This is a genomic window from Actinorectispora metalli (assembly GCF_056323685.1).
The window spans coordinates 3,435,217-3,459,975 of sequence record NZ_JBREYE010000001.1 but is presented as its reverse complement, the minus strand read 5'-3'; the positions used below and the strand labels follow the sequence as shown (position 1 = coordinate 3,459,975).

21 protein-coding genes and 1 pseudogene are annotated in these 24,759 nt (G+C 68.2%); 10 read left to right on the top strand and 12 right to left on the bottom strand.

Annotated features, from left to right (window positions below):
- Window positions 1-501 precede the first annotated feature (501 nt).
- The 5 genes from ACU6XJ_RS16210 to ACU6XJ_RS16190 all read left to right on the top strand — a co-directional run bounded on the left by ACU6XJ_RS16210 (window position 502) and on the right by ACU6XJ_RS16190 (window position 6,376).
- Window positions 502-2,310 (top strand): choline/carnitine O-acyltransferase, encoded by a 1,809-nt coding sequence (locus ACU6XJ_RS16210; RefSeq protein ID WP_476314056.1) that lies wholly within the window; start codon window positions 502-504, stop codon window positions 2,308-2,310.
- 150 nt (window positions 2,311-2,460) lie between these two features.
- Window positions 2,461-2,661, top strand: coding sequence for a hypothetical protein (locus ACU6XJ_RS16205; RefSeq protein ID WP_476311881.1), 201 nt, complete (start codon window positions 2,461-2,463; stop codon window positions 2,659-2,661).
- Between the two features lie 47 nt (window positions 2,662-2,708).
- Window positions 2,709-3,857, top strand: coding sequence for a DUF418 domain-containing protein (locus tag ACU6XJ_RS16200; RefSeq protein WP_476311879.1), 1,149 nt, complete (start codon window positions 2,709-2,711; stop codon window positions 3,855-3,857).
- Window positions 3,858-3,996: 139 nt separating this feature from the next.
- Window positions 3,997-5,094, top strand: coding sequence for a S1 family peptidase (locus tag ACU6XJ_RS16195; RefSeq protein WP_476311877.1), 1,098 nt, complete (start codon window positions 3,997-3,999; stop codon window positions 5,092-5,094).
- Window positions 5,095-5,119: 25 nt separating this feature from the next.
- Window positions 5,120-6,376 (top strand): alpha/beta fold hydrolase, encoded by a 1,257-nt coding sequence (locus tag ACU6XJ_RS16190; RefSeq protein WP_476311875.1) that lies wholly within the window; start codon window positions 5,120-5,122, stop codon window positions 6,374-6,376.
- On the opposite strand, the gene ACU6XJ_RS16185 is transcribed toward ACU6XJ_RS16190, so the two are convergent.
- Both ACU6XJ_RS16185 and ACU6XJ_RS16180 read right to left on the bottom strand, forming a co-directional pair.
- Window positions 6,373-7,335 (bottom strand): LysR family transcriptional regulator, encoded by a 963-nt coding sequence (locus ACU6XJ_RS16185; protein WP_476311873.1) that lies wholly within the window; start codon window positions 7,333-7,335, stop codon window positions 6,373-6,375. The two genes, ACU6XJ_RS16190 and ACU6XJ_RS16185, sit on opposite strands and share 4 nt — an antisense overlap.
- Window positions 7,336-7,347: 12 nt before the next feature.
- Entirely contained in the window at window positions 7,348-8,898 is a 1,551-nt protein-coding gene (locus tag ACU6XJ_RS16180) for an FAD-binding oxidoreductase (RefSeq protein WP_476311871.1), read from the bottom strand.
- A gap of 117 nt (window positions 8,899-9,015) precedes the next feature.
- On the opposite strand from ACU6XJ_RS16180, the gene ACU6XJ_RS16175 reads away from it, so the two are divergent.
- Window positions 9,016-10,140, top strand: a complete 1,125-nt coding sequence (locus tag ACU6XJ_RS16175; RefSeq protein WP_476311869.1) for a DNA cytosine methyltransferase — start codon at window positions 9,016-9,018, stop codon at window positions 10,138-10,140.
- On the opposite strand, the gene ACU6XJ_RS16170 is transcribed toward ACU6XJ_RS16175, so the two are convergent.
- Both ACU6XJ_RS16170 and ACU6XJ_RS16165 read right to left on the bottom strand, forming a co-directional pair.
- Complete coding sequence (locus ACU6XJ_RS16170; RefSeq protein WP_476311866.1) at window positions 10,137-10,559, bottom strand: very short patch repair endonuclease; 423 nt, start codon at window positions 10,557-10,559, stop codon at window positions 10,137-10,139. The two genes, ACU6XJ_RS16175 and ACU6XJ_RS16170, sit on opposite strands and share 4 nt — an antisense overlap.
- Before the next feature lie 14 nt (window positions 10,560-10,573).
- Window positions 10,574-11,194, bottom strand: coding sequence for a TetR/AcrR family transcriptional regulator (locus ACU6XJ_RS16165; RefSeq protein WP_476314054.1), 621 nt, complete (start codon window positions 11,192-11,194; stop codon window positions 10,574-10,576).
- A 115-nt stretch (window positions 11,195-11,309) separates the two neighbouring features.
- On the opposite strand from ACU6XJ_RS16165, the gene ACU6XJ_RS16160 reads away from it, so the two are divergent.
- Window positions 11,310-12,521: a lipase family protein gene (locus ACU6XJ_RS16160; protein ID WP_476311864.1), complete on the top strand. Its 1,212-nt coding sequence runs from the start codon at window positions 11,310-11,312 to the stop codon at window positions 12,519-12,521.
- On the opposite strand, the gene ACU6XJ_RS16155 is transcribed toward ACU6XJ_RS16160, so the two are convergent.
- Window positions 12,522-13,283, bottom strand: a complete 762-nt coding sequence (locus ACU6XJ_RS16155) for a TetR/AcrR family transcriptional regulator (protein ID WP_476311862.1) — start codon at window positions 13,281-13,283, stop codon at window positions 12,522-12,524.
- An 85-nt stretch (window positions 13,284-13,368) separates the two neighbouring features.
- Between ACU6XJ_RS16155 and ACU6XJ_RS16150 the strand changes: the two genes are divergently transcribed.
- Complete coding sequence (locus ACU6XJ_RS16150) at window positions 13,369-14,292, top strand: ATP-binding cassette domain-containing protein (protein WP_476311859.1); 924 nt, start codon at window positions 13,369-13,371, stop codon at window positions 14,290-14,292.
- Window positions 14,289-15,047: an ABC transporter permease gene (locus ACU6XJ_RS16145; RefSeq protein WP_476311856.1), complete on the top strand. Its 759-nt coding sequence runs from the start codon at window positions 14,289-14,291 to the stop codon at window positions 15,045-15,047. The genes ACU6XJ_RS16150 and ACU6XJ_RS16145 overlap by 4 nt, the downstream gene beginning before the upstream one ends.
- Here the strand turns inward: ACU6XJ_RS16145 and ACU6XJ_RS16140 are convergent.
- The 3 genes from ACU6XJ_RS16140 to ACU6XJ_RS16130 form a co-directional block, all read right to left on the bottom strand.
- Entirely contained in the window at window positions 14,979-15,896 is a 918-nt protein-coding gene (locus ACU6XJ_RS16140) for a bile acid:sodium symporter family protein (RefSeq protein ID WP_476311854.1), read from the bottom strand. The two genes, ACU6XJ_RS16145 and ACU6XJ_RS16140, sit on opposite strands and share 69 nt — an antisense overlap.
- A 77-nt stretch (window positions 15,897-15,973) precedes the next feature.
- On the bottom strand, window positions 15,974-16,204 hold the full coding sequence (locus tag ACU6XJ_RS16135; protein WP_476311851.1) for a hypothetical protein: 231 nt from the start codon (window positions 16,202-16,204) through the stop codon (window positions 15,974-15,976).
- An 81-nt stretch (window positions 16,205-16,285) separates the two neighbouring features.
- On the bottom strand, window positions 16,286-17,920 hold the full coding sequence (locus tag ACU6XJ_RS16130) for a phosphodiester glycosidase family protein (RefSeq protein WP_476311849.1): 1,635 nt from the start codon (window positions 17,918-17,920) through the stop codon (window positions 16,286-16,288).
- A gap of 425 nt (window positions 17,921-18,345) precedes the next feature.
- Between ACU6XJ_RS16130 and ACU6XJ_RS16125 the strand changes: the two genes are divergently transcribed.
- On the top strand, window positions 18,346-18,777 hold the full coding sequence (locus ACU6XJ_RS16125; protein WP_476311846.1) for a hypothetical protein: 432 nt from the start codon (window positions 18,346-18,348) through the stop codon (window positions 18,775-18,777).
- Window positions 18,778-18,852: 75 nt separating this feature from the next.
- On the opposite strand, the pseudogene ACU6XJ_RS16120 reads toward ACU6XJ_RS16125, so the two are convergent.
- From ACU6XJ_RS16120 to ACU6XJ_RS16105, 4 genes and pseudogenes are all read right to left on the bottom strand, one after another.
- Window positions 18,853-19,466: pseudogene (locus tag ACU6XJ_RS16120) on the bottom strand (chitinase); the annotation flags it as partial.
- 694 nt (window positions 19,467-20,160) lie between these two features.
- Window positions 20,161-20,340, bottom strand: coding sequence for a poly(ethylene terephthalate) hydrolase family protein (locus ACU6XJ_RS16115; protein WP_476311843.1), 180 nt, complete (start codon window positions 20,338-20,340; stop codon window positions 20,161-20,163).
- 588 nt (window positions 20,341-20,928) lie between these two features.
- On the bottom strand, window positions 20,929-22,323 hold the full coding sequence (locus ACU6XJ_RS16110) for a poly(ethylene terephthalate) hydrolase family protein (protein WP_476311841.1): 1,395 nt from the start codon (window positions 22,321-22,323) through the stop codon (window positions 20,929-20,931).
- A 1,293-nt stretch (window positions 22,324-23,616) separates the two neighbouring features.
- Complete coding sequence (locus tag ACU6XJ_RS16105; RefSeq protein ID WP_476311838.1) at window positions 23,617-24,684, bottom strand: hypothetical protein; 1,068 nt, start codon at window positions 24,682-24,684, stop codon at window positions 23,617-23,619.
- Window positions 24,685-24,759 lie beyond the last annotated feature (75 nt).

Genomic DNA, 24,759 nt, shown 5'->3' with positions numbered 1-24,759 from the left:
GCGTCGGCCGCCGGGTTCCTCGATGCGGCCGTGCTCGCCGATCTGGAGAGCACAGACCCCACCGCGGCGCAGCGCGCGGAGTTGAGCCGCGCGGACCTGGTGTTCTCCACCGGCTGCATGGGTTACATCGGCGAGAAGACGATCACGCGCATCGTGGAGGCCTGCGAGGGGCGCAGGCCGTGGATGGCGCATTTCGTGCTGCGGATGTTCCCGTTCGACACCGTTGCCGAGAACCTCGCCGACTACGGCTACGACACGGTGCGGCTGGACCGGGTGTTCCGGCAGCGGCGGTTCGCCTCGACGCAGGAGCAGCGCCTGGTGCTGGACACGCTGGCCACGGTCGGCGTCGACCCGCGGGGGTTGGAGACGGACGGGTGGTTTTACGCCCAACTTCACCTCTCACTGCCGCGCGGTATACCGACTCGTGCGATTTTCGATCCGGCCGCCGAACCGGCCCAGCAGACTCATATCGGACACCTGAAACCACCATCGAGGTCGAGGATGACAGTGAACGACAACCAGGAATGGTCCAGCCGCACGTTCGGCAACGAGAACCGTCTGCCGCGCGTGCCGCTGCCCACGCTGGAGGAGAGCTGCGAGCGGTTCCTCACCTGGTGCGCGCCGCTGCTCACCGCCGCCGAGCTTGCCGAGACGGAGGCCGCGGTCGCCGACTACCTGCGGCCGGACAGCCCGGCGCGGGAACTGCACGCCGAGTTGACGCGCTACAACGACACCGAGGGTGTGCGTAGCTGGCTGGACACGTTCTGGCCTGCCCGCTACCTGGGTCGCCGGGACCGGATCGCGTTGAACGCGAACTTCTTCTTCCTGTTCAGGGAGTCCGAACAGCGGCAGATCGAGCGGGCGGCCGGGCTGGTGGCCGCCGCGGTCAACTACAAGCTGTTGCTGGACGCCGAGGCGGTGCCGCCGATCATCCAGCGTGGGCAAGCGCTGTCCATGGAGCAGAACAAGTTCCTGTTCTCCGAGACCCGCATTCCCGGCCGGGTGCAGGACACCGTGCGGGTGCCCTACAGCGATGAGTGGCCGGGACCCTCCGATGCCCGGCACATCGTGGTGTTCTTCCGCGGCAACAGCTTCCGGATGGACGTGCTCGGACCGGACGGGACGCCGCACTCGCTGGAGGACCTCGCCGCCGGGCTGCGGGCCATCCAGAAGATCGGGGCGCTGCGGGCGCCGACCGAGACCGCCGCGGGGCACCTGACCACCAAGGCCAGGGCGGAGTGGGCGGCGAGCCGGGAGAAGCTGCTCACCCATCCCGGCAACGCCGAGGCCCTGGACACCATCGAGACCGCGTTGTTCTGCCTGTGTCTTGAGGACTTCACCCCGAAGGACGACCAGGAGGCCTGCGACCAGCTGCTGCACGGCGACAGCGGGAACCGCTGGTTCGACAAGGCGGTGTCGCTGATCGTCTTCGAGGACGGCCGCGCGGGCATCAACATCGAGCACTGCGGGCTGGACGGGACCACGGTGCTCAGCTTCGTGGACGGGCTGCTGGGCACGCCCGCGGAGGAGCTGTCGGCCCGCTCGGGTGCGGTGTCGCAGGGCCTGCCCGCGGTGGAGCCGATCGAGTTCGCCCTCGATGAGCAGCAGCGCGCCGACGTGAAGGCCGCCGCCGACGCCTTCGCCGCCTATGCCGACGCCACCGCGACGAAGATCGTGTCCTTCGACGACTTCGGCGCGAACCGGGCCAAGCAGCTCAAGATGTCGCCCGACGCGTTCGTGCAGATGGCCTACCAACTCGCGCACCAGCGCGCGAAGGGCATGGTGGGCGCCACCTACGAGTCCATCGCGACGCGTCAGTACCAGAACGGGCGCACCGAGGCGATGCGCGTGGTCACGCCGGAGTCGGTGCGGTTCGTGGCGGCCATGGAGGACCCGAACACCTCCGCCGAGGAGCGCCGGGCCGCGTTCCGGGCGGCCGCGGACAAGCACGTTGCCCGCGCCAAGGAGTGTCAGGCCGGACAGGCGCCCGAGCAGCACCTGTGGGAACTCCAGCTCATCCAGCAGCGGCGCGGCGGGGCAGGCGAGCCGCTCGCCCTGTACGACACGCCGGGCTGGCGGATCATGCGGGACGACTACCTGAGCACCAGTTCGGCGCCCTCGGTCAACATCCGGTACTTCGGTTTCGGGTCGACCAGCAGCAAGTGCATCGGCGTGGCCTATGTGCTGCTTCCGGACAGCTTCAACGTCTACCTGAGCACCCCGCAGGCGGTGGCCCAGGAGATGTTCACCTTCGCCGCAAAACTCCAGGAATCGGTCATCGAGCTGCAGGAGCTGCTCTCGAACGAGTGAACGGACAGTCGGGATTTACGTAGTGACTACGTAGTTCTCCCGAAGCGATGGACAACCTTCGCGCGGCACTGTGTATGAACCCGGACGGGGCTGAACGGCTCAGGCCTTTAGTCCCTCCGGGCTTCAAGGAACAGACTGCGGAGGGCAACGATGTCGCACGACTGGACGTCCACACACCGGCGGAGGCTCATGCTGGTCCGCGAGGACTCGGTGGGCGATTTCCAGGCCGTCAGCCGCGTCGCCGCCCTGCTCCGTGACACCGCGGCCTTCGCCACGCCCGCCCAGCGCCGCCACAAAGCCGTCGAGGGCACCGAGGCCGTGCGAGGGGGCCGCAGCGGGTTCGGTTACTAGCCGGTCCATGGCAAGCTGGACCCCGCAGCGACCGGGGGGAGCCTGCCGTGGAACCGATCCAGCCCGCAGACCGGATCGCCATCCTGGACGTGCTGCGCGGCTTCGCCCTGTTCGGCATCCTGATGGTCAACATCAGCCTCTTCGGCTTCCTCGACCACGGCACCTCGGTGGAGCACTCGGCTCTGGACGACGCGGTGCTGACCGGCGTGACCGCGGTGTTTCAGGGCAAGTTCTACGTGCTGTTCTCGTTCTTGTTCGGCTACGGCTTCGCGGTGGCGCTGCGGCGCGCCGAGCAGCGGGGAACCTCCATCGCCGCTACCTGGGGCCGTCGTCTGCTGCTCCTGCTGCTGTTCGGCATCGCCCACGGGGTGCTGTTGTTCCAGGGCGACATCCTGACCTGTTACGCCCTGCTGGGCTTCGTGCTGCTCGCCGCCCGCGCCATCCCGCCGCGGGCGGCGGTGGTCGCGGCGGTGGTGCTGCTGGTCGTCGGGCTGATCCTGCTGATGGAACTGCCAACGCTGCTCGGGATGCTGGGCGGCCTGCTCGGGGAACCGGCGGGCTACGCGGAGCAGATCGCGGCGTACCGCGGCCCGTTCGCCGAGGTCGTCGCGGCCCGCGCGGGCGACTACTGGCGGTCCCAGGTGATCCTGGTGGTCGGGTTCTGGCCGAGCGTGCTGGCGATGTTCCTGCTCGGACTGGCGGCGGGCAAGAAGCGCCTGCTGGACTTCCCCGAGCGGCTGAACCCGCGCACGCTGCGGCTCGTGGTGGCGGCAGGTCTGCTGGTCGGTGCCCCCGGCGCGGTCTACCTGGCCGCGACTCGCGGCGGCCCGGACCTCTTCCTCGGGATGGCCGTCAGTGAGGTGACGGCTCCAGCGCTGACTGCGGCCTACGTGAGCGGGCTGGTCCTGCTCTGGCGGACCGGCGCGGGACGACGCGTGCTCGGACCGCTGGCCGCCACCGGGCGACTCGCGTTGACGAACTACCTCAGCCAGTCGTTGATCTGCGCTTTCCTCTTCACCGGGTACGGCTTCGGGCTGGTCGGCCACGTGCCCGAGACAGGCCTGGTGCTGATCGTGCTCGCGATCTTCACCGTCCAGGTCGGCTGGAGCAATCTTTACCTGCGGCGGTACCGCATCGGTCCGGTGGAGGCGGCACTGCGGTCGTTCACCTACCTGCGCCATCAGCGCGTTCTATGAAAAGACAGATAGGTCCAATCGGCACTTTTCGGTGAACAATTCATTTTGTTGATCTCGGTACGCCACACCCTGCGGCAGCCAAGCCCGAGATCACCGGGTGATTCGGCAGTAATCCCTGCTAAGCCGAAGGAGCACACCGATGCTGAGACAACTCACCACTGTGGTTTCCGCGCTCATCCTGACTGCGGGCGCGCTCGCCTCGCAGTCCGCGGCGGCGGACACCCCGAACCCCGACCTGCTGTCGGCCATGCAGCGCGACCTCGGCCTGGACCGCACCCAGGCGCTGGCCCGGCTGGACGCCGAGCGGAAGGCGGGCGAGACCGACCGCGCGCTGCGCGGCAGCCTGGGTGACCGGATCGGCGGTAGCTGGTACGACACCCCCAACGGCGGGCTCGTCGTCGCGGTCACCGACCCCGCGGCCGCGGACCAGGTCCGGGCCGCGGGCGCGCAGCCCCGGCTCGTCGTACGCAGTGAAGCCCGGCTCAACGCGGTCAAGCGGCAATTGGACGCCGCGGCCGACCGGGCGCCCGCCACCGTGCTCGGCTGGCGGGTCGACGTCGCCACCAACACCGTCGTGATCAAGTCGCGGCCGGGTGCGGAGGCCGCGGCCTACGCCTACGGCTATTCGGTGGGTGCGCCCGCCGACGCGCTGCGGGTGGTCGCGGGCCGCGCCGCACGGCCGCTGATCGATGTTGTGGGCGGCAACCGCTACTGGACCAGCCAGTACGGCTGCTCGGTCGGGTTCTCGGTGCAGGGCGGGTTCGTCACCGCGGGCCACTGCGGCGAGGTCGGCGAGAGCACCACCCAGCCCACCGGCACCTTCCGCGGCTCCAGCTTCCCCGGTGACGACATGGCCTATGTGCAGGTCGGCGCCGGGAACACCCCGATCGCGGCGGTGAACGACTACAAGGGCGGTCGGGTGCGCGTCGCGGGCTCGACGGACGCACCGATCGGGGCGTCCATCTGCCGCTCCGGCGGAACCACCGGCTGGCACTGCGGCGAGATCGGTGCCCGCGGGGTCACCGTCGACTACGGTGAGTTCGGCAAGGTGTACGACCTCATCGAGACCAGCGTCTGCGCCGAACCGGGCGACTCCGGCGGCTCCGCGATCTCCGGCGACCAGGCCCAGGGCGTCACCTCGGGCGGCGACGGGGACTGCAGGCGGGGCGGCACCACCTACTTCCAGCCGGTGAACGAGATCCTCAAGGCCTACAACGTCACACTGCTGACCAGCTGACCCGCCACGGAGAACCGAGGAGCGCATGTCCCGACCCGAGGTAGTCGACCACACCTTCACCGTGCCGCTCGACCACCGGGAACCATCGGGCACGACGATCACGGTGTTCGCCAGGGAACTCGTCGACCCCCAGCGGGCGGGCGAACACCTGCCGTGGCTGTTGTTCCTCCAGGGCGGACCGGGTTGCCGCTCCCCTCGCCCACTGGGTACGCAGGGCTGGCTCGGCCACGCCCTGCGTACCCATCGGGTACTGCTGCTCGACCAGCGCGGCACCGGCCGCAGCACGCCGGTCACCCGTCGGACCGCGGCCGAACTTGGCGGCGACGAGGCACTCGCGGGCTACCTGCGGCACTTTCGGGCCGACTCGATCGTCGCCGACTGCGAGCTCATCCGGCGGCGGCTCTGCGGCGACCGGCCGTGGGTCACGCTGGGCCAGAGCTACGGCGGGTTCATCACGCTGAGCTACCTGTCCCTCGCACCGGAGGGGCTGCGCACCTGCTACATCGCGGGTGGGCTGCCCGATATCGACGGCACCGCCGACGAGGTGTACGCCCGTACCTATCCGCGCGTGCGGGACCGGATGAACGCCTACTACGCCCGGCACCCCGGCCACGGCGAGCTGATCCGCCGACTCGCCGAGCACCTGTCCACACAGGACGTTCGGCTGCCGGACGGCGACCGGTTGACCGTGCGCAGGCTGCGGACGCTCGGGATGACGCTGGGTATGAGCGACGGGCTGGACCGGACCCGGTGGGTGCTGGACGACGTGTTCGACGGGCGCGGGCTGTCCGACACCTTCCGGTACGCGGTGCTGAACGCGACGCTGCTGGCGGATCGGCCGCTGTACGCGGTGATGCAGGAGAGCGTGTACGCCCAGGGCGGGAAGCCGACCGCCTGGGCGGCGCAGCGGGCGTTGGCGGACTTCCCCGAGTTCGCCGAGGACGCCGACCCCCTGCTGTTCACCGGCGAGATGATCTACCCGTGGATGTTCCGCGACATCCAGTCGCTGCGGCCGTTCGCCGGGGCGGCCGACCTGCTCGCCGAAGCCGAGGACTGGCCCGCCCTGTACGACCCGGTCCGGTTGGCGGGCAACACCGTGCCGGTGGCGGCGATCGTCTACCACGACGATCTGTACGTCGATGCCGAACTGTCGCTGCGCACCGCGAAGGCGGTGGGCAACGTGCGGGTGTGGGTCACCAACGAGTGGGAGCACGACGGCATCCGCGCCGACGGCGAACGCATCCTGTCCCGGCTGATGGATCTGGCCGCACAGCGAATCTAGAGCCAGGCGTCAGCCGGGCGGCGGTGGCGTTCGCGCCAGCGCAGGTAGTCGGGCCGGGAGGCCACGTGTTCCCAGTACGCCGCCCGACCGAACTCCACGATGTCCGCGATGCGGGCACCGAGCAGGCCGCCCCGGCGGCAGGCCAGCAGATGCCGGTGCTGCATGGGGACACCCGCCAGCGGTCGGACCACGATGCCATCGCCGGGTGGGAACGCCGCCTGGCAGGGGGCCACCGCGCCCCTGGTGGACACCAGTTCGCGAATCGACTCGTGCGCGAAGCAGGTGAACGGCACCTGCGGGGTGAAGCCGAACTGCTGGCAGGTCGCGTAGAACACGTCCGGCCAGCCCGCGCCGTCCGGCGGGGTCAGCACCCAGGACCTGCCCGCCAGGTCGGCGAGTTCGACCTCCTCCTGCCCGGCGAGGGGGTCGGTGGTGCTGAGCATGACGAAGATCGGTTCGACCGCGATCACCTCGCAGGCGATCTCGGCGGTGCCCTCCAGTTCCCACCCTGGATAGTCCACCGTGGTCATCGCGTCCAGGCGGCCCGCCGCGAGCAACTCCCACAGCAGCCGCGGGGAGTACTCCATCTCCAGCCGGACCTCGACGCCCGGTAGCTGTGAGCCGAGGCGCTCGGCCAGGCCGACCGACACCGACCCGAACGCCCCGCCAAGGCGGATGAGCTGGGTGGTGGCCGACAGCAGGCTGTCGGCGCCGCGGCGGAGTTCCTCCATGCCCAGCAGCATGCCGCGGGCTCGGCTGAGGACGAACTCGCCGAGTTGGGTGGGCACCGCGCCGTTTCGGTCGCGGACGAAGAGGCGACCGCCGATTTCCTGTTCCACGCGCTGCAATCGCGCGGTGAGTGCGGGTTGGCTCAACCCCAGCATCGCCGCTGCCTTCGACAGGCTCCCCGCGTCCGCGATGGCGCAGACCGCGCGGAGATGCCCGAATTCCAGGCTCACCGGTTCATGGTGTCACAGGAGCACACCGGGATTCAGGATTCCGGCGGGGTCCAGTTCTGCCTTCGCCGCGCGCAGTACCCGCGCGAATGGGTCCGGCCGCTGGCGGTCGTACCAGGGGCGATGGTCGCGTCCGACGGCGTGGTGGTGGGTGATGGTGCCGCCGTGCGCGATGATCGCCTCCGACACGGCGGCCTTGATCTCGTCCCACTGCGCGACGGTGCTGCCCCAGCGGCCAGGGGCGTAGACACCGAAGTACGGGGCCGGGCCGTCGGGGTAGACGTGGGTGAACCGGCAGGTGACCACGCCAAGGCCGCAGACCTCGGTGACCGCCTGCTGGGCGGCGGCCGATACCGCGGCGTGGAACTCGTCGAAGGTGTCCCAGGTGCAGGCGGTCTCGAAGGTCTCGACGATCATGCCGCGGCGGGCCAGCGCATCCCGCTGGTAGGGCATGCGGAGGAAGGACGCCCGCCAGTTCGACGCGGGGTTCTCCTGCCGTGGCGCGGGCGTGCCGCCGTGTTCGCGGGCGATCTCCGCTGCTCGGTCCAGCCACGGGTCCACCGGGTGGTCGGCCGATTCGAAGGCCAGCACCAGCAAGCCGCCCGCTGCTTGGACACCCGCGTTGAGGAACGCCTCGGCGGCGTCGAGCAGCCTGCAGTTGGACGGATAGAGGCCTGCTTGCGCGATCGTCCTGGTCGCGGCGACGGCCTGCCCGTAGTCCTCGAACGTCACGGAGGCGCTCGCACGCCACTGTGGACGGACCTGTAGGCGCACCCACGCTTCGGTGATCACACCCAGGGTGCCTTCCGAACCGAGGAACAGACGGTCCGGGGAGGGACCGGCGCCGGAGGCGGGCAGGCGGCGCGATTCGGTGGTACCGGTGGGGGTGACGACGCGGAGGGATTCGGTGAGGTCGTCGATGTGGGTGTACAGGGTGGCGAAGTGGCCGCCCGCCCTGGTGGCCAGCCAACCGCCGAGGGTGGAGAACTCGAACGACTGCGGGAAGTGCCGCAGCGTCAGCCCATGCGGCCTGAGCTGGTCTTCAAGGCTGGGACCGTAGACACCGGCCTGCACGCGGGCGGCGCGGCTGACGTGGTCGACCTCGAGCACCTGGTCGAGGTTGGCCAGGTCGATGGTGATGGCCGGGGTGTCGAAGCGGGGCTCGATGCCGCCGACCACGGAACTGCCGCCGCCGTAGGGAATCGCGGCGATGTCGCGCGTCGAGCACCAGTCGAGCAGGTCGACCACGTCCTGTTCGCGGCGCGGCCGCGCGATCAAGTCGGGCACGTGGTCGACCTCGCCGCGCAGGTTGCGCACCACATCGCGAAACGCCTTGCCATGGGCGTGGGCGGCGCGGTCCTCGGCCTCCGCCGAGCACAGGCCCGCCAAGGCTTCGGGCGGGCTCACCCTGGGTGCGGGCAGGCCCAGGTCACCGGGGTTCGGCGGGTTGTGCGCGGTGAAGTCGTGTGCGGGCAGCAACGCTGCCGCCCTGCCCACCAACGCCTCGGCTTCCGCCGCGGTGGCGGCACCTTCGTCAGTGCCCCAACCCCACCAAGACCGGGCCATCCTGCGCCTCCGTTCACTGCCCGGAGGACGTTACTCGACGGTAGGACCGAGCCGAAGCGGCCTTCCGGCACTTCCTGTCGGTTAATCTCGCCGGTTGTGGGATGCCGATCTTTCACCATGATCGACCTGTTCGCGGGGTGCGGCGGTATGACCGCGGGCTTCCTCGCGGCACAGGACTACCGGCCGGTGCTGGCGGTGGAGTTCGATTTGCAGGCCGCGGCGACCTACGCGGCGAACTTCGGCGAGTCCCACACCCGGCACGCCGATATCGCGACCGTGCCCGACGCCGCGATCCCCCGGGCCGACCTGATCATCGGCGGACCGCCCTGCCAGGGCTTCTCCAACCTCGGCTCGCGCAACGTGCACGATCCGCGCAACAAGCTGTGGAAGGAGTACATCCGGTTCGTGCGGCACGCGAACCCCCAGGTGTTCGTGATCGAGAACGTGGACCGGTTCTTCTCCTCAAGCGAGTTCGCGCTGCTCCAGGCGGAGGCGGCGCCGGGCGGGCTGCTGGCGGACTACGAACTGTCCGCGGGATTCCTGCTGGCCGCGGACTTCGGGGTGCCGCAACGGCGCAAACGCACGATCGTCATCGGTTCCCGCATCGGCCGCATCCCGCTACCCGAACCCACCCACGCCCGCCCCGGCACGGCCGGGCTGCCCGGCTGGCACACCACCCGCGACGTGCTGGCGGGGCTGCCGGAAACCCCGCTGGTCAAACACCTTCCGGACGCGGGCACCACCTTCTTCGGCGAGCGGGTGCCGGGGGTGTTCAAGAGCGACGACCTGCACATCGGACGCACCCCCACCGCGTTGTCGCTGGAGCGCTACGCGCACATCCCACCCGGTGGCGGACGCTTCAACCTGCCGGACCGGCTGCTGTCGGACTGCTGGCGGCGCAAGAAAACCGGCACCACCGACGTGATGGGCCGGATGCGCTGGGACCTGCCGTCGCTGACGGTGCGGACCGAGTTCTTCAAGCCGGAGAAGGGCCAGTACCTACACCCGCAGTGGGAACCCGGCCCGGACGGCCACCGGGTGGACCGCCCGATCACCCACCTGGAGGCGGCCCGCCTGCAAAGCTTTCCCGCGGATTTCCTGTGGTGCGGCAGCAAGATCGGCGTCGCCAAGCAGATCGGCAACGCCGTGCCGCCGATGCTGGCCGAGGCGATCGCCCGCCACCTCAAGCCGTTCCTGACCGGCGGTCCGGCGCAACCCGCGCGCTGCCGCCTGTGCTGCTAGCGGCGGCTGAGCACCGTGTCGTACACGCGTTGAGCCGCGGCTTTCGGGTCCTCGTGCTCCCACACGCGGATCACCAGCCAGCCTGCTTCCGCGAAGACGAGGTCGGTGTTGGCGTCCCGTACCCGGTTGCCCTCGATCTTGGTGCGCCAGAACTCGCCGTTGCGCTTGGGCCAGGTCGCGTGTTCCGGGCAGCCGTGCCAGAAGCAGCCGTCGACAAAGACGGCGACGCGGGGCCCGCCGAACACGATGTCCACCTCACGACGCACGCCCGCGATCGGCTTGCGGTGCACGCGGTAACGCAGTCCGAGGCGGTGGAGTTCCTGGCGCAGGGCGACCTCGGTGCCGGTGTCGCGGGCACGCTGCCTGCTCATCCGCAGCCGCGTATCGGGTGTGGACTCCAATTCGGGCACGGCCACCATGATGGCCTGCCCGCTCAGGCGGGGCGCGTGAGGGCGGCGAGCATGAGCGCGCGGATCTCCGCGGCGATCTCGTCGACCGGGTGCGGCGGGTCATGGACTTGCCATTCCCGCAGCAGCCCGGTGATCGCGCCGACCAGCCCGATCGCGGTGAGCCGGTAGTCCCGGTCGGGCGCGACGCCGTGCGCGGACAGGTTCTTGGCCTCGGACTCGATGAACTCCGCCCAGCGCGTCACCCACTCCTGGTGCTGGCGCTCCAGGTTGGCGCTGACCCCGACCGCCTCCACGTAGTTCAGCCGCGGCAGCCTGGGGTCGGCGGTGATGCTGCCGACGAACACGTCCAGCAGCGTGGAGACGCGGGTGACCACATCGGCGTCGGAGAGGCCGTCCAGCGCCGCGCGCACCCGCCGCAACGCGATGGCGTTGATGCGGTGGTGCAGGGTCAGCAGCACCTCTTCCTTGCCCGCGAACTCCTCGTAGAAGTTGCGGGTGGACACCCCGGCCTCCGCGCACAGGGTCGCGATCTTGGTCTTGGCGTAACCCGTTGAGGTGAACAGCTCCAACCCAGCCAGCAGCAGCTTCTCGCGGCGCTCGGCACGCCGCTGTTCGGGCGAGACGCCTGCGTAGTTCCGGCCCAGCGAACCCGCGGCCAATCGGACCTCCACGGCGGTTTTGGTAACAGGGATTGCCAGATGTTAGCAATGTCTCTACGTTGTGGAAATCTTCGTTACCACTCCAGTCCCGGAGGAAACGATGCTCCGCCCAGCCCTGGCATCCCTCATCAGTGCATTCTTACTGGTCACCGCAGGTGCGGTCCCCGCGGCAATGGCCGACGACAAGCCGCCGGTCCCCTCTCAGGACCCCTTCTACACACCGCCGAGCCCGCTGCCGGGCAAGGCGGGCGACGTCATCCGCAGCCGCAAGGTCGACTGGTACCCCGAGCCGTTCCGGGTCTTCCCTGCCCCGGTGAAGGTGTGGCAGGTGCTGCATCGCTCGACCTCGGCGACGGGTGCGCCGAACGCCGTCTCCGGCACCGTCCTGGTGCCGCCAACGCCGTGGACCGGCAGCGGGCCGCGGCCGCTGATCGCCTACGCCATGGGCACCCAGGGCCTCGGTGACCAGTGCGCGCCCTCGTACCACCTGCGCAACGGCACCGAGCCGGAGATCGCCTTCCTCGTGCAGTCCATGCAGAAGGGCTGGGCGGTCGCCGTCACCGACTACGAGGGACTGGGCACCCCCGGCACACACACCTACGCGGTCGCCCAGTCCGAGGGCCGGGCGCTGCTCGACGTCGCCCGCGCCGCCACCCGGCTGCCCGAGGCGGGCCTGAGCCCGTCCGCGCCGGTCGGCGCGTTCGGCTACTCCCAGGGCGGCCAGGCCGCCGCGGCAGCGGGTGAGCTGCACGGAAGCTACGCCCCCGACGTCAAGCTCGTGGGCGTCGCGGAGGGCGGCGTGCCCGGCGACCTCGCCGAGGTCGCGAAGTTCAACGACGGCGGCGCGGCCTTCGGCTTGGTCGCCGGTGCCGCGGTCGGGCTGTCCACGGCGTACTCCGAACTGCCCTTCGCCGAGGCGCTGAACGAGCGCGGCAAGCAGCTTGTCGAGAAGGTCAAGCAGGCTTGCGTCGCCGAACTCGGCGCCGCCGCGCCGTTCACGAAGCTGAACGACCTGACCACCGAGCCGGACATGATCAACGACCCGCGCTGGCAGGCCAGGCTGGCCGAGAACCAGCTGGGCAACCGCAAGCCCGACGTGCCGATCTACCTCTACCACGGCACGCTGGACGAGCTGATCCCCTACACCACCGGTGAGAAGCTCAAGGCGCGCTACTGCGCGGTCGGCGCCCAGGTCGAATGGCAGCCGGTCCCGCTGGCCGGGCACATCGTGGCGATCTCGGCGTGGGGCACCACAGCCCTGAACTGGCTCGGCGGCCGTTTCGACGGCAAGCCCGCCAAGACGACCTGTTGATCACCGCCGCGCCAGGTAGGCCGCGACGCCGTCGAGGTAGAGGTTGAGCCCGAAACCGAAGTCGGCGTCCAGGTCCTCCTGCTCGTAGAGGTTGTCGAGGTCGAACACCCCGGCCTCGACAACTCTGGCGAGCGCGGGCAGCTTGCGCGGGTCCACCAGCCTCCGCAGCGCCGCGGCGTACTGGCGGCTGAACGCCTCCGGGTTGTCCCGGAAGCCTGCCGCGAGGTCGACGCTCAGCCGCAGCTCACCGTGCACGAACGTGATCAGGCCCATCACGATCCCGACCTTCTCGGCCTCGGTCAGCGGAGTGTCGGCCAGCGTGCCGATCGCGCGGTCGAACCAGGCGAGGTTGTGCGGTCCCGCGGGCGGGCCGCTGATCGCGATCTGCGTGTACCAAGGGTGTTTGCGGATGGCAGCCAACACCGCGAGCGCCCAGTGGGTGAGCCCGGAGCGCCAGTCACCCGCGGGCAGCTCCGGCGGGTCCTCCATGGCCGCGTCCGACATCAGCGCGAGCAGGTCGTCCTTGCTCTTGACGTGCCGGTACAACGCCATCGTCGCGTTGCCGAGGTGGGCGGCTACTCGGGCCATCGACACCCTGGCCAGGCCCTCGGCGTCGGCGATCTCGATGGCGGCGCGGGTGATCGCCTCGACCGTCAGCGACGGTTTGCGTCCCCGCCGCGGCGCCTCCCGCAGCCCCCACATCAGCGCGATGTGGTCGGGTAGCTCGGTCTCGTCGGTCATCCCCGCCCTCTCGTCGGTCACAAGTCTATGAACGCCGCTTCCACCCCTCATTGCGTATGAGCTACGCTCTTTCGCGTATCATATACGCACTACCAAGGGGGCAGCGATGATCGTGGAGGCCACCGGCCTGCGCAAGACATACGGCGCCGCCGTGGTGCTGGACGGGATCGATCTGAAGGTCGCCGAGGGGTCGGTCTTCGCGTTGTTGGGCCCCAATGGGGCGGGGAAGACGACGGCGATCCGCATCCTCACCACGCTGAGCAAGCCCAACGCGGGCAGCGTCCGCATCGCCGGTTTCGACCTGCTGCGGGAACCCGCCAAGGTGCGCGGGGTGATCAGCCTGACCGGCCAGTACGCCGCGGTGGACAACGAGCAGACCGGCCGGGAGAACCTGACCATGGTCGGGCGGCTGATGCACCTCGGCCGCCGCCCTGCGGTGCACCGCGCGGTGGAACTGCTGGAGCGCTTCGGCCTCACCGACGCCGCGGACCGCAGGGTGAAGACGTACTCGGGCGGCATGCGCAGGCGGCTGGACCTGGCCATGAGCCTGGTCGCCCTGCCGAAGGTGATCTTCCTGGACGAGCCGACCACCGGCCTCGACCCGGCCAGCCGCACCACGATGTGGGGGGCCATCCGGGACCTGGTCCGCACCGGCACCACGATCTTCCTCACCACTCAGTACCTGGAGGAGGCCGACCGACTGGCGGACCGGATCATGGTGATCGACAAGGGCAGGGTCGCCGCCGAGGGCACCGCGGACGCGTTGAAGTCGGAGGTCGGCGGCGAACGTCTGGACCTGCACTTCGCCGACGCGTTCTCCCTGCGCGAGGCCTGCGAGCTGCTGGACGGCTTCGTCGACGAGGAGCGGCGGGTGCTGAGCGTGCCGTCCGACGGCAGCGCCGCCTACCTGCACCGGGTGCTGGACAACCTGCGTGGCATCGGTGTCGCGCCCACCACGGTGTCCTCGCACCGCCCGACCCTGGACGACGTGTTCCTGGCGCTGACCGCCCGAGAGGAAGTGGCAGCATGAGCCACGCCATCAGCGACTCGGTCACCATGATCGGGCGCAGCATCCGCCTGTCCCGCCGCAACGTCGACACCCTGATCATGTCGATCGTGTTGCCGCTGCTCATGATGGCGTTGTTCGTCTACGTCTTCGGCGGCGCGATCAACACCGGGACCGCCTACGTCAACTACGTGGTGCCCGGCATCATCCTGCTGTGCGTCGGCTACGGCGCCGCGTCCACCGCGATGTCGGTGGCCGACGATATGACCAACGGCATGATCGACCGGCTGCGCTCGATGCCCATCCGCAGCTTCGCGGTGCTCACCGGACATGTGGTCGCCAGCGTGACCCGCAACGCGCTGTCCACCACGGTGGTCGTCGCGGCCGCCATCGCGATGGGCTTCCGCCCGTCGGCCACACTCACCGAGTGGGCGCTGACCGTCGGTCTGCTGCTGCTCTACGTGCTGGCCCTGTCCTGGCTGGCCGCGGGCCTCGGCGTGATCGCCAAATCGGTGGAGTCGGCCAGCGTGCTGAGCTTCTTCATGCTGTTCCTGCCCTACCTGAGCAGCGCTTTCGTGCCCACCGACACCATGCCGTCGTTCCTGCACGCCGTCAGCGAGCACCAGCCGATCACGCCGATCATCGAGACGGTCCGCGGCCTGCTCACCGGCAGCCCCGTCGAGTCCAACGGCTGGATCGCGCTGGCCTGGTCACTGGGTCTGCTGCTGGCCTCGTTCACGCTCGCGACCTGGCTCTACGCCCGGCGTACCAGCGACTGACCAGCGGGAGTTGAGGAACAACACGAAGGCGGCGGCCGGGAAGAACATCAGCACGCCGTAGATGCCGGGCGGAACGGACATCAACTCGTTGCCGATCACCGTGAGCGCCACGGTGATCGCCAACACGGCGTTGTGGATGCCCACCTCGAAACCGGAGGCGATGGCCTGCCCCCGCGGCAGGCCCGCCCACAGCGGCAGCCAGTACCCGGCCGCGAGGCTGAGTGCGCAGAGCAGCAGCGCCACCACGCCGACCTCCACCAGGTGCTCCCAGGTGCTGTCGCCGGTCTGCCCGATGGCGATTCCGATGGCCGCCACCAGCACCAGCACGGCCAGCACCTTGACGGGCCGTTCCATCCGCACCGCGAAGTCCTGGAACCGGCCGCGCACAGCCATGCCGATGGACACCGGAATGAGCACCAGCGCGAACACCTGGATCAGCTTGCTCAGGTCGAGCCCGATGTCGGCTCGGTCGCCGAGGAAGTAGGCGAGGGACAGGTTGGTCACCAGCGGAAGCGTGAACAACGCGAGCGCGGTGTTGATCACCGTGAGGGAGATGTTGAGTGCCACCTCGCCGCCCGCCAGGTGGCTGAACAGGTTGGCGGTCGAGCCGCCGGGAGAGGCGGCGAGCAGCATCATGCCCACCGCGAGTTCCGGTTGCAGCCCGAACGCCAGCACCAGGGCGAAGGTGATCAGCGGCAGCAGCAGGATCTGCACCCCGAGCGCCAGAGCCACCGCCTTGGGTGTCTTCGCGACCTTGGCGAAGTCCGCAGGCCGCAGGGACAGGCCCAGCCCGAACATGATGATCGCCAGCGAAATCGGCAGGAACACCTGGATACCGGACTGTCCCACGGGCACCTCCAGCTAGATCTGGCACACGATGACTGAGCCGAGGCCTTTTTACCACCACCTTCTGGCGGTAAAGAGAATTACCCGAACAGGAATTGAAATACGTCGGTTAGGGTGTCCAACGCGGCCTTGAAGGTCTCCACCACCTGCTCGACGGTCTCCATGGGCTGCGTGATCAGCAGGTAGCTCAGGGCGATTACGAAGATGCCATTGGAAATCACCAGCACCGGCGAGTCGCAATGATCGACGGTGCCCACGACCACCAGTACCGCCACGACAACCCCGATCAGCACCCAGACCCAGAGATCCATGCCCCTCGCCACCTGCTGTGAGCGTCAGGTCGCCGACGGTAGCGAGGCGATGTCTCGGTCGGGTTGCCGGTGCGTCCCGGTTCACCGCCCGGCGTGCAGCGCCCTCCAGACTTCAGCGCCCACAACGCCATCCGGGTTCAGCCCGCGGCTGTGCTGGTAGTCCCGCACAGCCTGTTCGACCGCAGCGTCGAAGGTCCCGCTGATCTTGACGGGCCTGCCGAGCGCCGTGGAGAGTGCCCGCTGCACCCGTTTCACCGCCAACCCGGCCGCACCTCTCTTCAGCGTCGGCGTTGGACCGGACGACAGCAGCGCGGTCCAGGTCGGCGGCGCGACCACGCCGTCGGGGGTGAGCCCGCGGGCCGCCTGGAACGCCTTGACCTCCCGGTCGCTCGCGAATGACCCGTCGGGTGTGCCCGCGACGAAGCCGTGGGCCTTCAGCAGGCACCGCATCGCGAGCACTTCCGCCCCGGTCGCACCGGTCCGCAGCGTCGGATAGGTCGCGAAGTCGATGCGGGCGCCGACGCAGACCGGCGGAAACGCCGTGGACGTCAGCCCGATCCCGTTCGGCACCGGCCGCTGGGTGCCGTCGGAGGGGACGTTCTGCACGCCAAGCTCGACCTCGCCTGCGGGCTTGGCCAGCATGGTCGTCGAGCCACCGCCGTCGAGGTTGAGCGCGTCGTCTGCCCCGAGACCCTTGAGGAAACCGGCCAGCTCGGCGTAGGTCATGCCCCGGCTGGCGGTCGACCTGCCGTCCACCGCCACCAACCACAGCGTTCTGCCGTCCGCCGAGATCCCGACGGCGGTGCGCGGGTGGCGGGGGTGCTGCGGAACGGTGATCTTCCCGTCCCGCATCAGCACCAGGTTGCCGGTGATCGCCGTCCCCGGGGGGCCACCGTCGGACCGCACGCGGTAGTCCACCGTGACCCGGTCGCCGACCCGCAGTCCCGCGATGGCCTTGGCGCCCTGTTCCCGGCCCAGCAGGACAACCCCGTCTGGTGGCACCGGCCCGGCGCCGGGGGCGTCGCGCACCGCGGTCACCACCGATCCCCGCACCTCTACCTCGGCGAGACTCGCCGCCCCTTCGACGGTCCGCGACCGCGCGACCGAGCCCCACGCCGGGGTGAAGATCCCGATGCCGCCGCTTCTCACGGTGGGCGAGTTGAGGTTGGACGTCTTGAGCACCGTGCCGGCGGGCAGCCGCACTGTGCCCTCCAGGAACACCCCGGTCACCCGCCCGCCCGAGGCGCCGACCGCGAACCCCTCGTTCCAGCCGCCCGCGGGTCCGTGCACCAGCTTTCCGGCGTCGACGCCCGCCCCCAGCGGCGCGCCGGTGTCGTTGATGTCGAAGAAGTCCCCGTTGACCGCCACGACCGTCCCGGCCCTCTTCGCCAACGCCCCCAACGGTTCCCGCGCCGCCACCTGGCCCGGGTACACGTACCGCACCCCCAGGGTCGGCTCCGCCAGGTCTGCCTTGACGACGTCCGCCTCGATGATCCCGTTGTCGTACTGGCTATGCTCGATGCCCGGCGCGATCACGTCCGCCGACACCCGCGCCATCGGCGCCGACGGACCGGACCGCTCACCGGCGCCCGCCGTCCACCGCCCGCTCTCGAACCACTGCCAGTTGGCGCCCGGCCCGGACGCACTCGCGACCCCGCTTCCGAGCACGGCGATCACCGCCGCAAGGGCTAGCGTCTTGTAACTGCCTGTTCGCACGATTCGGTACCCCCTCGCCCAGGTCGCCGTCGGCATTATGGTGAGCCGCGATCGTGAACACCGACCGCCATAGGGGTTTGCCCGAACATGAACACTCGACAAGCGGAATCGCGATATCGAGGCATGTGATCACCCGGACGAGCGGATCGCACGCCTGCGCAGTTCTACGGGTAGACGGACCGGCCGACCACCACGGCCCCGCCGATCCACCTTGACGAATTCCCTTGTTTCGCTGCGCAGAAACCTTTCACGTTTATCTCGACGGAGCTCACCCACGCACCGCCTTTGGCGTGACCCGTTGTCGCACGACACGATGTCGCGACAAACCGCGACAATGCCGGACACCTCAACGCCGGACATCGGTCGCTTTCGGGTGCTGTCCTGTTCCACGACCGGTGCAGGCCGGTCGGGAATGGAGAAGAGACATGAGGAAATACACACGATTCGCCGTGTCGGTGCCGGCCGGGTTGCTGATGGCGCTCGGCATGCTCGCCGCACCCGCCAATTCGGCCCCGCCTGTGGCGGAAACAACCACCACCAACGCCGTGCCCGATTGCGCGGTCGAGAATCCGTTCTGGAAGCACCCAGGCCGCAAGATCTGCGGCTCACACCAAGCTCTGATCCGGATACCGGGCACCTCCACGAAGGAGGTCGTCGTGGGCAACGACTTCTACATCTACGTCGACGACTCCACGGGCTGGAAGAGACTGCAGAACGGACAGGCCAGCCGCAACCACACCGGATCGGCGCTGGGTGTGTTCAAGCCGAACAACAACACGGTCAAGGTGCTTGGCACGACCGGCAGGCACTACTGCAACACCTGGAACGGCAGCTGGCGCGGATGGCACACCTGCTGACCACCACCACAGCGAGTTCCGACGTGCGTCGTGCGCTGCCCAGCGCACGACGCACGCCCAACGCTCCGGCGGCGATCAGCAGCTCAGATTGTCGCCCGGCGTGGTCCCGAGAACGTCGACAAAGCGCCGGTACTTGTCGATACGGCTCTGAACCTGCCCCGGATTCCCGCCGTTGCACTCAATGCTGCCGTTGATACTGCGAATCGTTTCACCGAAACCGCGGTTGTCACCATGGCATCGTGCGGCGTCATGGTGCCCGGCCCGGTCTGGGTGTTCCAGTACCAGAGGGCGGACTTCCACGACACCGCGGCATCCCGCTCGACAAGGTGGGGGTTGTTCAACAGATCAGCCCCAAGAGCGTCGCCCGCAGCCTTGTAGTTGAAGTTCCAACTCAGCTGGATGGGCCCACGCCCGTAGTAGGCGGCCCGCCCCGCCGGGCACCCATAAGGCCTGCTCGCATCGCAGTAGTGCGGATAGTTGTCCTTGTTCTGCTCGACGATATGCACCAGCCCACCGGTCTCATGGCTGACATTGGCCAAGAAAGCAGCTGCTTCCCGCCGCTTGACCACATCGCTCCCGGTATTGGCAAACCCGGGGTAGGCACTCGTAGCCGAGACCAGCCCCTGATAGGTGTAGAACGAGTTCCTACCAGGAAACATCTGATCGAACTGCGCCTCGGTGACCAGGAACGCCGCCGCGTCGGCCACCGTACGAGCGCCGGAAACAGCAGGAGACACCGCAAGCAGAACCGCGACCGCGGCAACCGAGGCCAAGGTGCGTCGCACAGACATGGGATCGCTCCTCCGGGATGGCAGGGATCGTGGGCCAGGGTGCCCACCACTCGGACGCATCACCGACATGCGCCGCAACCCAGTGCACCCCATTGGTCTAAACCAGTCAAGAGCGTCACCTCAGGCAGCCACCACTGCGCATGCAGGATCGCGCTTGAAATCCTCTCCTAAAGACTCCGAGACCCTCAGTTTGAGAGTTGGCCAATTAAAATTGCAACTACAGTGCCGGTTGCCTACCGCGCCTTTCAAGCATGTGCACCGAGGGGCGTCGATAGAGCACTCACTTCGGTATATTCGGCCCGGGTATACGGAGGACGGAGGTACTCGGCAGTAGATATTTCTGCCGCCTGCCACTTTCTTGCCTGCAAATACACAGGCGCCGTGGCAGGCGCGGCTACCTGCGGTTTTCTGACACCTGGAACGCATTCCTGCGATCGCGTTCCAGGTGGAGTTTGCCGATGCCGTGGTTGAGCGTTGGGGATACTCTTGAGGGGAAGACGGAATGGAGTCTGATCGCAGACGTTTTGCCGGCGAGTGCCAGGAACTGGAAGCGTTGATGCGGCGCGGCGCGACCTGGACTGTCGCCACTCGATCAGTCGCCGGGCACGGTCGCCTGCTTGATCGCGAACGGCCCCTTCTCCGCCTCGATGCTCGCCTTCGTCGGGGCAGGACCACGCTCATACGGATTGCCCGCCGCCAAAGCGTCCGGGCTGGCACCCGGAAGCGTCGCGACCGCAAGCGCCGCGGCCGCCACCAAGCCCGTCAGTGCCATCCACGATCCACGGAACCCGCAGCCCCGCCGGACCGCCCGCCCCGTTTCACCATCGAATCGAATCGCAACGAAAACGCCTCCACTTTGGCACCAGCAGAAGAATCCGGAGCAGCGCGAAAACACACAACGCCACTCAGCGCGCTGCGCACTTCTCCACACACCGCACCAGGCGGAAAAAATACCCGCGACCTCGAAACACGAGAATCGCGGACCGGTTCCATCTTCCGCCCATAAAGCTAACACCCATCGGCGTTAGAAATACGAAGCCAGCTCTTATGACAACCTGATAAGCATCATTGGAAACGATCGGTTTCCCGAAAGCGGTTCGCGGGCCGAAGCACACCTGCGACACCATGCTGCCCGCTTGGACCACGTCGGGAGCCGTCGGCGCAACCACCTTACGAAGATCGGGAAGGGCACCACACCCGTCAAGATCCGGTTCGACCAACCTCAGCGGGCTCCCCAGCCGGCACCAACTCGAATCGGGCCACCTGATTAACGGACAATTCCTTTCGCCTGAAAGCACCACACCACAAGAAGGTGGGGAGCCCGGTCAGTCGGGCTCCCCACGGTCGGCCGTGTGCCGGGTCAGGAACCGCGAACGGCCTGTGCCTTGGCGTTGCGCTCGTAGACCGACCAGAACTGCGAGGAGCAGTAGGTGCAGTTCGGGCCGAAGTAGAGGCCGCGAGCCTGTTCGTCGTGCATGAGGTGGAGGCGGAACCAGGAGGTGATGGTGCCGTGCAGGGCGGGGATGCCGTAGTGGTCGGCGCCGCGCTGCTCGGCGTAGATGGCGGGCACCTGCGTGGTCTGGCTGTAGGTGCTGCGGACCGTCGAGGGCCGGACGATGGTGTCGTTCTGACCGGCGATGAACAGCGCGGGACCGCGCACCCTGCTGCCGCTGCTGAAGGCCAGCGGGTAGATCGGCGCGATGGTGTCAACCCGGGAATCGGCTCCGGCATCAACGGCGGCACCCCCACCGAAGGAGTGGCCCGTGGCACCGACGTTGGTCAGGTCGACCTTGCCCTGGAACGGGCTGCCCGCCCGGCTGTTCTCGCTGGTCAGGTAGTCCAGGCCCGCCAGCATGGCGGCTCCGGTGCCCGTGTTGCCTTCGGCGGCGGCGACGATGAAGCCGTGCGAGGCGAGGTGATTGAGCAGCGGAACATACCGCTCGAGCCCGGAGCGGGCACCGTTGTTCCACAGCACGACCGGGTGCGTGGTGCAGCCCAGGGTGCCCAGGTCGACCGGCCGGAAGACGGTGGTGCCTCGTCCGTTGGAGGCCGACGTCGCGGCGAAGGGCCCGGTGGCGCCCCACTGACCGTTGACCGACGGGCAGCCGGTAGGAGGCGCCGAAGTCGTGGTGGTCGGTGCCGTGGTCGGTGCCGTGGTCGTGGCCGACCCGGACGTGGAGGTCGCGGTCGGCGTGGTGGCGCTGTTCTCATGCTGGATGATGATGTTCTTGATCTGGTTGAACACCCCACTGTCACTGGGGAAGGCGCCGTGGCCGATGCAGGTAGGCGTCTGGAGATTGTCGGCACCGGCCAGCTCCGCCGAAGCAGTGGGGCTGACGTTCCAGTCGCAGGCGGAACGCTGGGTGGTGTAGCGGACGCCCGGAGAGCCAGGCACCTCGGTGCCCGAATTCAGCGCGGCCAGCCACGACGAGCCGACCGCGAACTGCTGGCACGAGACGTAGTTCTGGCACATCGACGCGGTCGTGGTGCCGTGGTGCGGGCCCGCCATCGAGAAGTACAACGACACCTTGTCCTGAGCGCCAGGCACATGCTTCAGGTAGGAGCGCGCAGCCAGGGTCGAAGCCGACCAGGTCACCAGCACGACCCTGCGCGCGCCGTTCTCCTGCAACACACTGTCGACCTTGCGACCGATCTCGACACCGGCCTTGGTGAGGTCACCGGTCATTCTGGTGCTGTCGGTCCAGGTGTGCACCCGTTCGGAACGCCATCCTGCGGCAACGAAATTGCGCTTCATCGGGTCCATGTGAATGGCCTGCCCCGTCATTCCCGGAATCAGGATGACCGGGTCGTGCTCCACCGCGGCAAGGGACGCCGCATCGGCAACCAAACTAGCGCGAGCCTGACAGGAAATCCCCACCAACGACAGCACTGCGGCAGCCATCACCGCAAGCACCGCCACTCCAGGACCGCGAATAACGGCAGAGGTGTGACTTTCGAACATGAAAAGCCTCCTGACACAGGGCATAACACAGGGTCGAGAAACAGGTGATTGGGATCACTTCTGTTTCGCTGATGCTACGAAAAGGAAACCCGCCCCACTATGTCCCCGCACCCACTCTTGATGGCCCCTGGCATGTCGCAGACCACACAGGGGATCCCCGTCCGGCGGACGTTCTCTCTAGTCAGCATGCCGACCCCGACGAGGCAGACAACGTCTTTCGCACCGGGCAGTGCTGCAACGACTGATTCATCGGTCGCTTGTGGCCGCTCAGCAAGCTTCACGTTGTTCGACCACGACCGCTTCCGGGTCACGAGGACGCCACCCTGCTGAGCCACAGACACCGAGGTCAATTTGACCACTTCGTGTCGCGCGGTTCGTAGGTCTAGCACGGATGTTGTCGGACCGCGGTCCACGGCCGACTGTTCGCCTCCGAACAGCCTTCTGGACCAGCGGCGAGGAGCACTGGTCACCGCCTCCGCGCATCCGCGGTGGTGGAAGGGCTCGAAGCCCGCGGTGGCCGTCGAGTCGGGCGTGATCGCCTAACGCGTTGTGGAACGTGCACAGCAGCGTGGACAAGATCTGGTCGGACAGGCTGCGCAAGCCCACGCTGGTGTCCGCGCGCCGCAAATCGGCGCGCCGAAGGCCTGGGAGACCGGTCTCATAGGCAAGGAAGTGAAGGTCGTAGCCCCAGCGGAGCGTCAGGACCCACTCTCTGCGCGACCTACTATTTCCCATCGCCGTACAGCAGTGATCGAAAGCCGCTTCAAATTAAGGACCGCGTGCGGCCACGGCAAGGTGAATCGTCTGGGCACATCCGACGGCAGGGTACGCCGTAAGCTGACGACGCCCATGGGATGCGCAACGATGAGGCCATCAATGCGTCTTCGTGCCGGGTGACGAAAGTTTCGTATTCCGCATCCTCTACACGGCTACTGGCGAATCGGGCACGGCCAGAATCACTGGCCGTGCCCAGCACCAAACCTTATGCACAGTCCAGCGACTGTGCACGGTCGCCAGTGCCGCCGCCCCCACAGGCGTCGAAACGGGTGGAGATCTGACTTAGGGACATATCGGGCTTCTCCTTTCCTAGTAGTCGCTGACTAGTTGTCGAGCCGGATCTGTGAACCGCAGCAGACGGAGGCACTCCGTACGCAACAGGTCTGTAGACCTTCCTGGGACAGAGGTGACGCGTCGGACAACCGAGGCGCTGGGACGCGCCGCCCAGTCGAATTGGTCCTTCAGTGACGCGGTCGGATCGAGGAGCCTGCCGTACCGAAGGACGGCCTCGCCTAGAGAGCCCGGCGCCGTGGTGGGTACCGGGTTGGCCAAATACACGGGTTTCCCTGCGGCCGCGGCATAGGCGGTCACCGCACCGTGGTCGCCGACGATGTAGTCCGCTGCCGCGACCGGTCCCTGCCAGTCCTGCCCGAGACGTAGGAACTGCAGCCGGGTCCACACGACCGGCCCGGCCCATGCAAGCACTTGGCGTCGGCCGTGCCGGACCCACACATCCGGATGCAGGTGACACATCAACCGGTCGTTCGATGGTGCCAAATCGGTGGCCATACGGCCGAGTAGAGACGGTGACCGCCCGAGCAGCGAGTGCGGACCACGTGTCGATACCACGAGGCCCAACCGCTGGCGGCGGCAGAGCCCCAGTAGCTCCCGGTGGGTGTTCCGATGGGTGAGGGCGTTAAGCAGATGGTCATACGCGGGATCGCCGACAACGACAGCGTGTCGCCGGACGTCCGGAAGGGCAGCCTGCACGGCCTTATACGGCAGACCGATGACCGTGGCCTCGGAACGGCCTGTCCGTTGGCAGAGCAGCCGTTTAATCGCAGCGACGCACCCCCTGCCGTTGTGGTCGACGATATCGCCCTCCGTCGACACCTCGGGCAACAGCAACAACGCTCCCCGCAACGTGCCAACACTGGGCGGGCTGGCTGCGATCACCAAATCGAACCGCTCGTGTGCCACGGACTCCCACTGCGTGGTAAGAGCGTCTACGGAAGCGAGAAAATCCGCCACTTGGGCGCCTGCAGGCCCTGGGGGCCAGGTGAACACGATCTGGATTCCTGGTTCGCCCTCGATGGTGTGGGCGGCAGCGAGAACCCGCTCGACTGCCGCGAGGCTGTGCACAACAACCAGCACCACCCGCCGCACGCCACACGTCTGTACTCCGGAAGCGGTTGCCCACCACTGCGTCAAGCGGTACGGATTTCGCAATCC

Bases quoted from the DNA above. Each gene is read 5' to 3' on its own strand.
- ACU6XJ_RS16210 (WP_476314056.1), top strand. From the start codon at position 502: ATGACAGTGAACGACAACCAGGAATGGTCCAGCCGCACGTTCGGCAAC.
- ACU6XJ_RS16205 (WP_476311881.1), top strand. From the start codon at position 2,461: ATGTCGCACGACTGGACGTCCACACACCGGCGGAGGCTCATGCTGGTC.
- ACU6XJ_RS16195 (WP_476311877.1), top strand. From the start codon at position 3,997: ATGCTGAGACAACTCACCACTGTGGTTTCCGCGCTCATCCTGACTGCG.
- ACU6XJ_RS16190 (WP_476311875.1), top strand. From the start codon at position 5,120: ATGTCCCGACCCGAGGTAGTCGACCACACCTTCACCGTGCCGCTCGAC.
- ACU6XJ_RS16180 (WP_476311871.1), bottom strand. From the start codon at position 8,898: ATGGCCCGGTCTTGGTGGGGTTGGGGCACTGACGAAGGTGCCGCCACC.
- ACU6XJ_RS16175 (WP_476311869.1), top strand. From the start codon at position 9,016: ATGATCGACCTGTTCGCGGGGTGCGGCGGTATGACCGCGGGCTTCCTC.
- ACU6XJ_RS16170 (WP_476311866.1), bottom strand. From the start codon at position 10,559: ATGGTGGCCGTGCCCGAATTGGAGTCCACACCCGATACGCGGCTGCGG.
- ACU6XJ_RS16160 (WP_476311864.1), top strand. From the start codon at position 11,310: ATGCTCCGCCCAGCCCTGGCATCCCTCATCAGTGCATTCTTACTGGTC.
- ACU6XJ_RS16150 (WP_476311859.1), top strand. From the start codon at position 13,369: ATGATCGTGGAGGCCACCGGCCTGCGCAAGACATACGGCGCCGCCGTG.
- ACU6XJ_RS16145 (WP_476311856.1), top strand. From the start codon at position 14,289: ATGAGCCACGCCATCAGCGACTCGGTCACCATGATCGGGCGCAGCATC.
- ACU6XJ_RS16135 (WP_476311851.1), bottom strand. From the start codon at position 16,204: ATGGATCTCTGGGTCTGGGTGCTGATCGGGGTTGTCGTGGCGGTACTG.
- ACU6XJ_RS16125 (WP_476311846.1), top strand. From the start codon at position 18,346: ATGAGGAAATACACACGATTCGCCGTGTCGGTGCCGGCCGGGTTGCTG.
- ACU6XJ_RS16115 (WP_476311843.1), bottom strand. From the start codon at position 20,340: ATGGCACTGACGGGCTTGGTGGCGGCCGCGGCGCTTGCGGTCGCGACG.
- ACU6XJ_RS16110 (WP_476311841.1), bottom strand. From the start codon at position 22,323: ATGAAGCGCAATTTCGTTGCCGCAGGATGGCGTTCCGAACGGGTGCAC.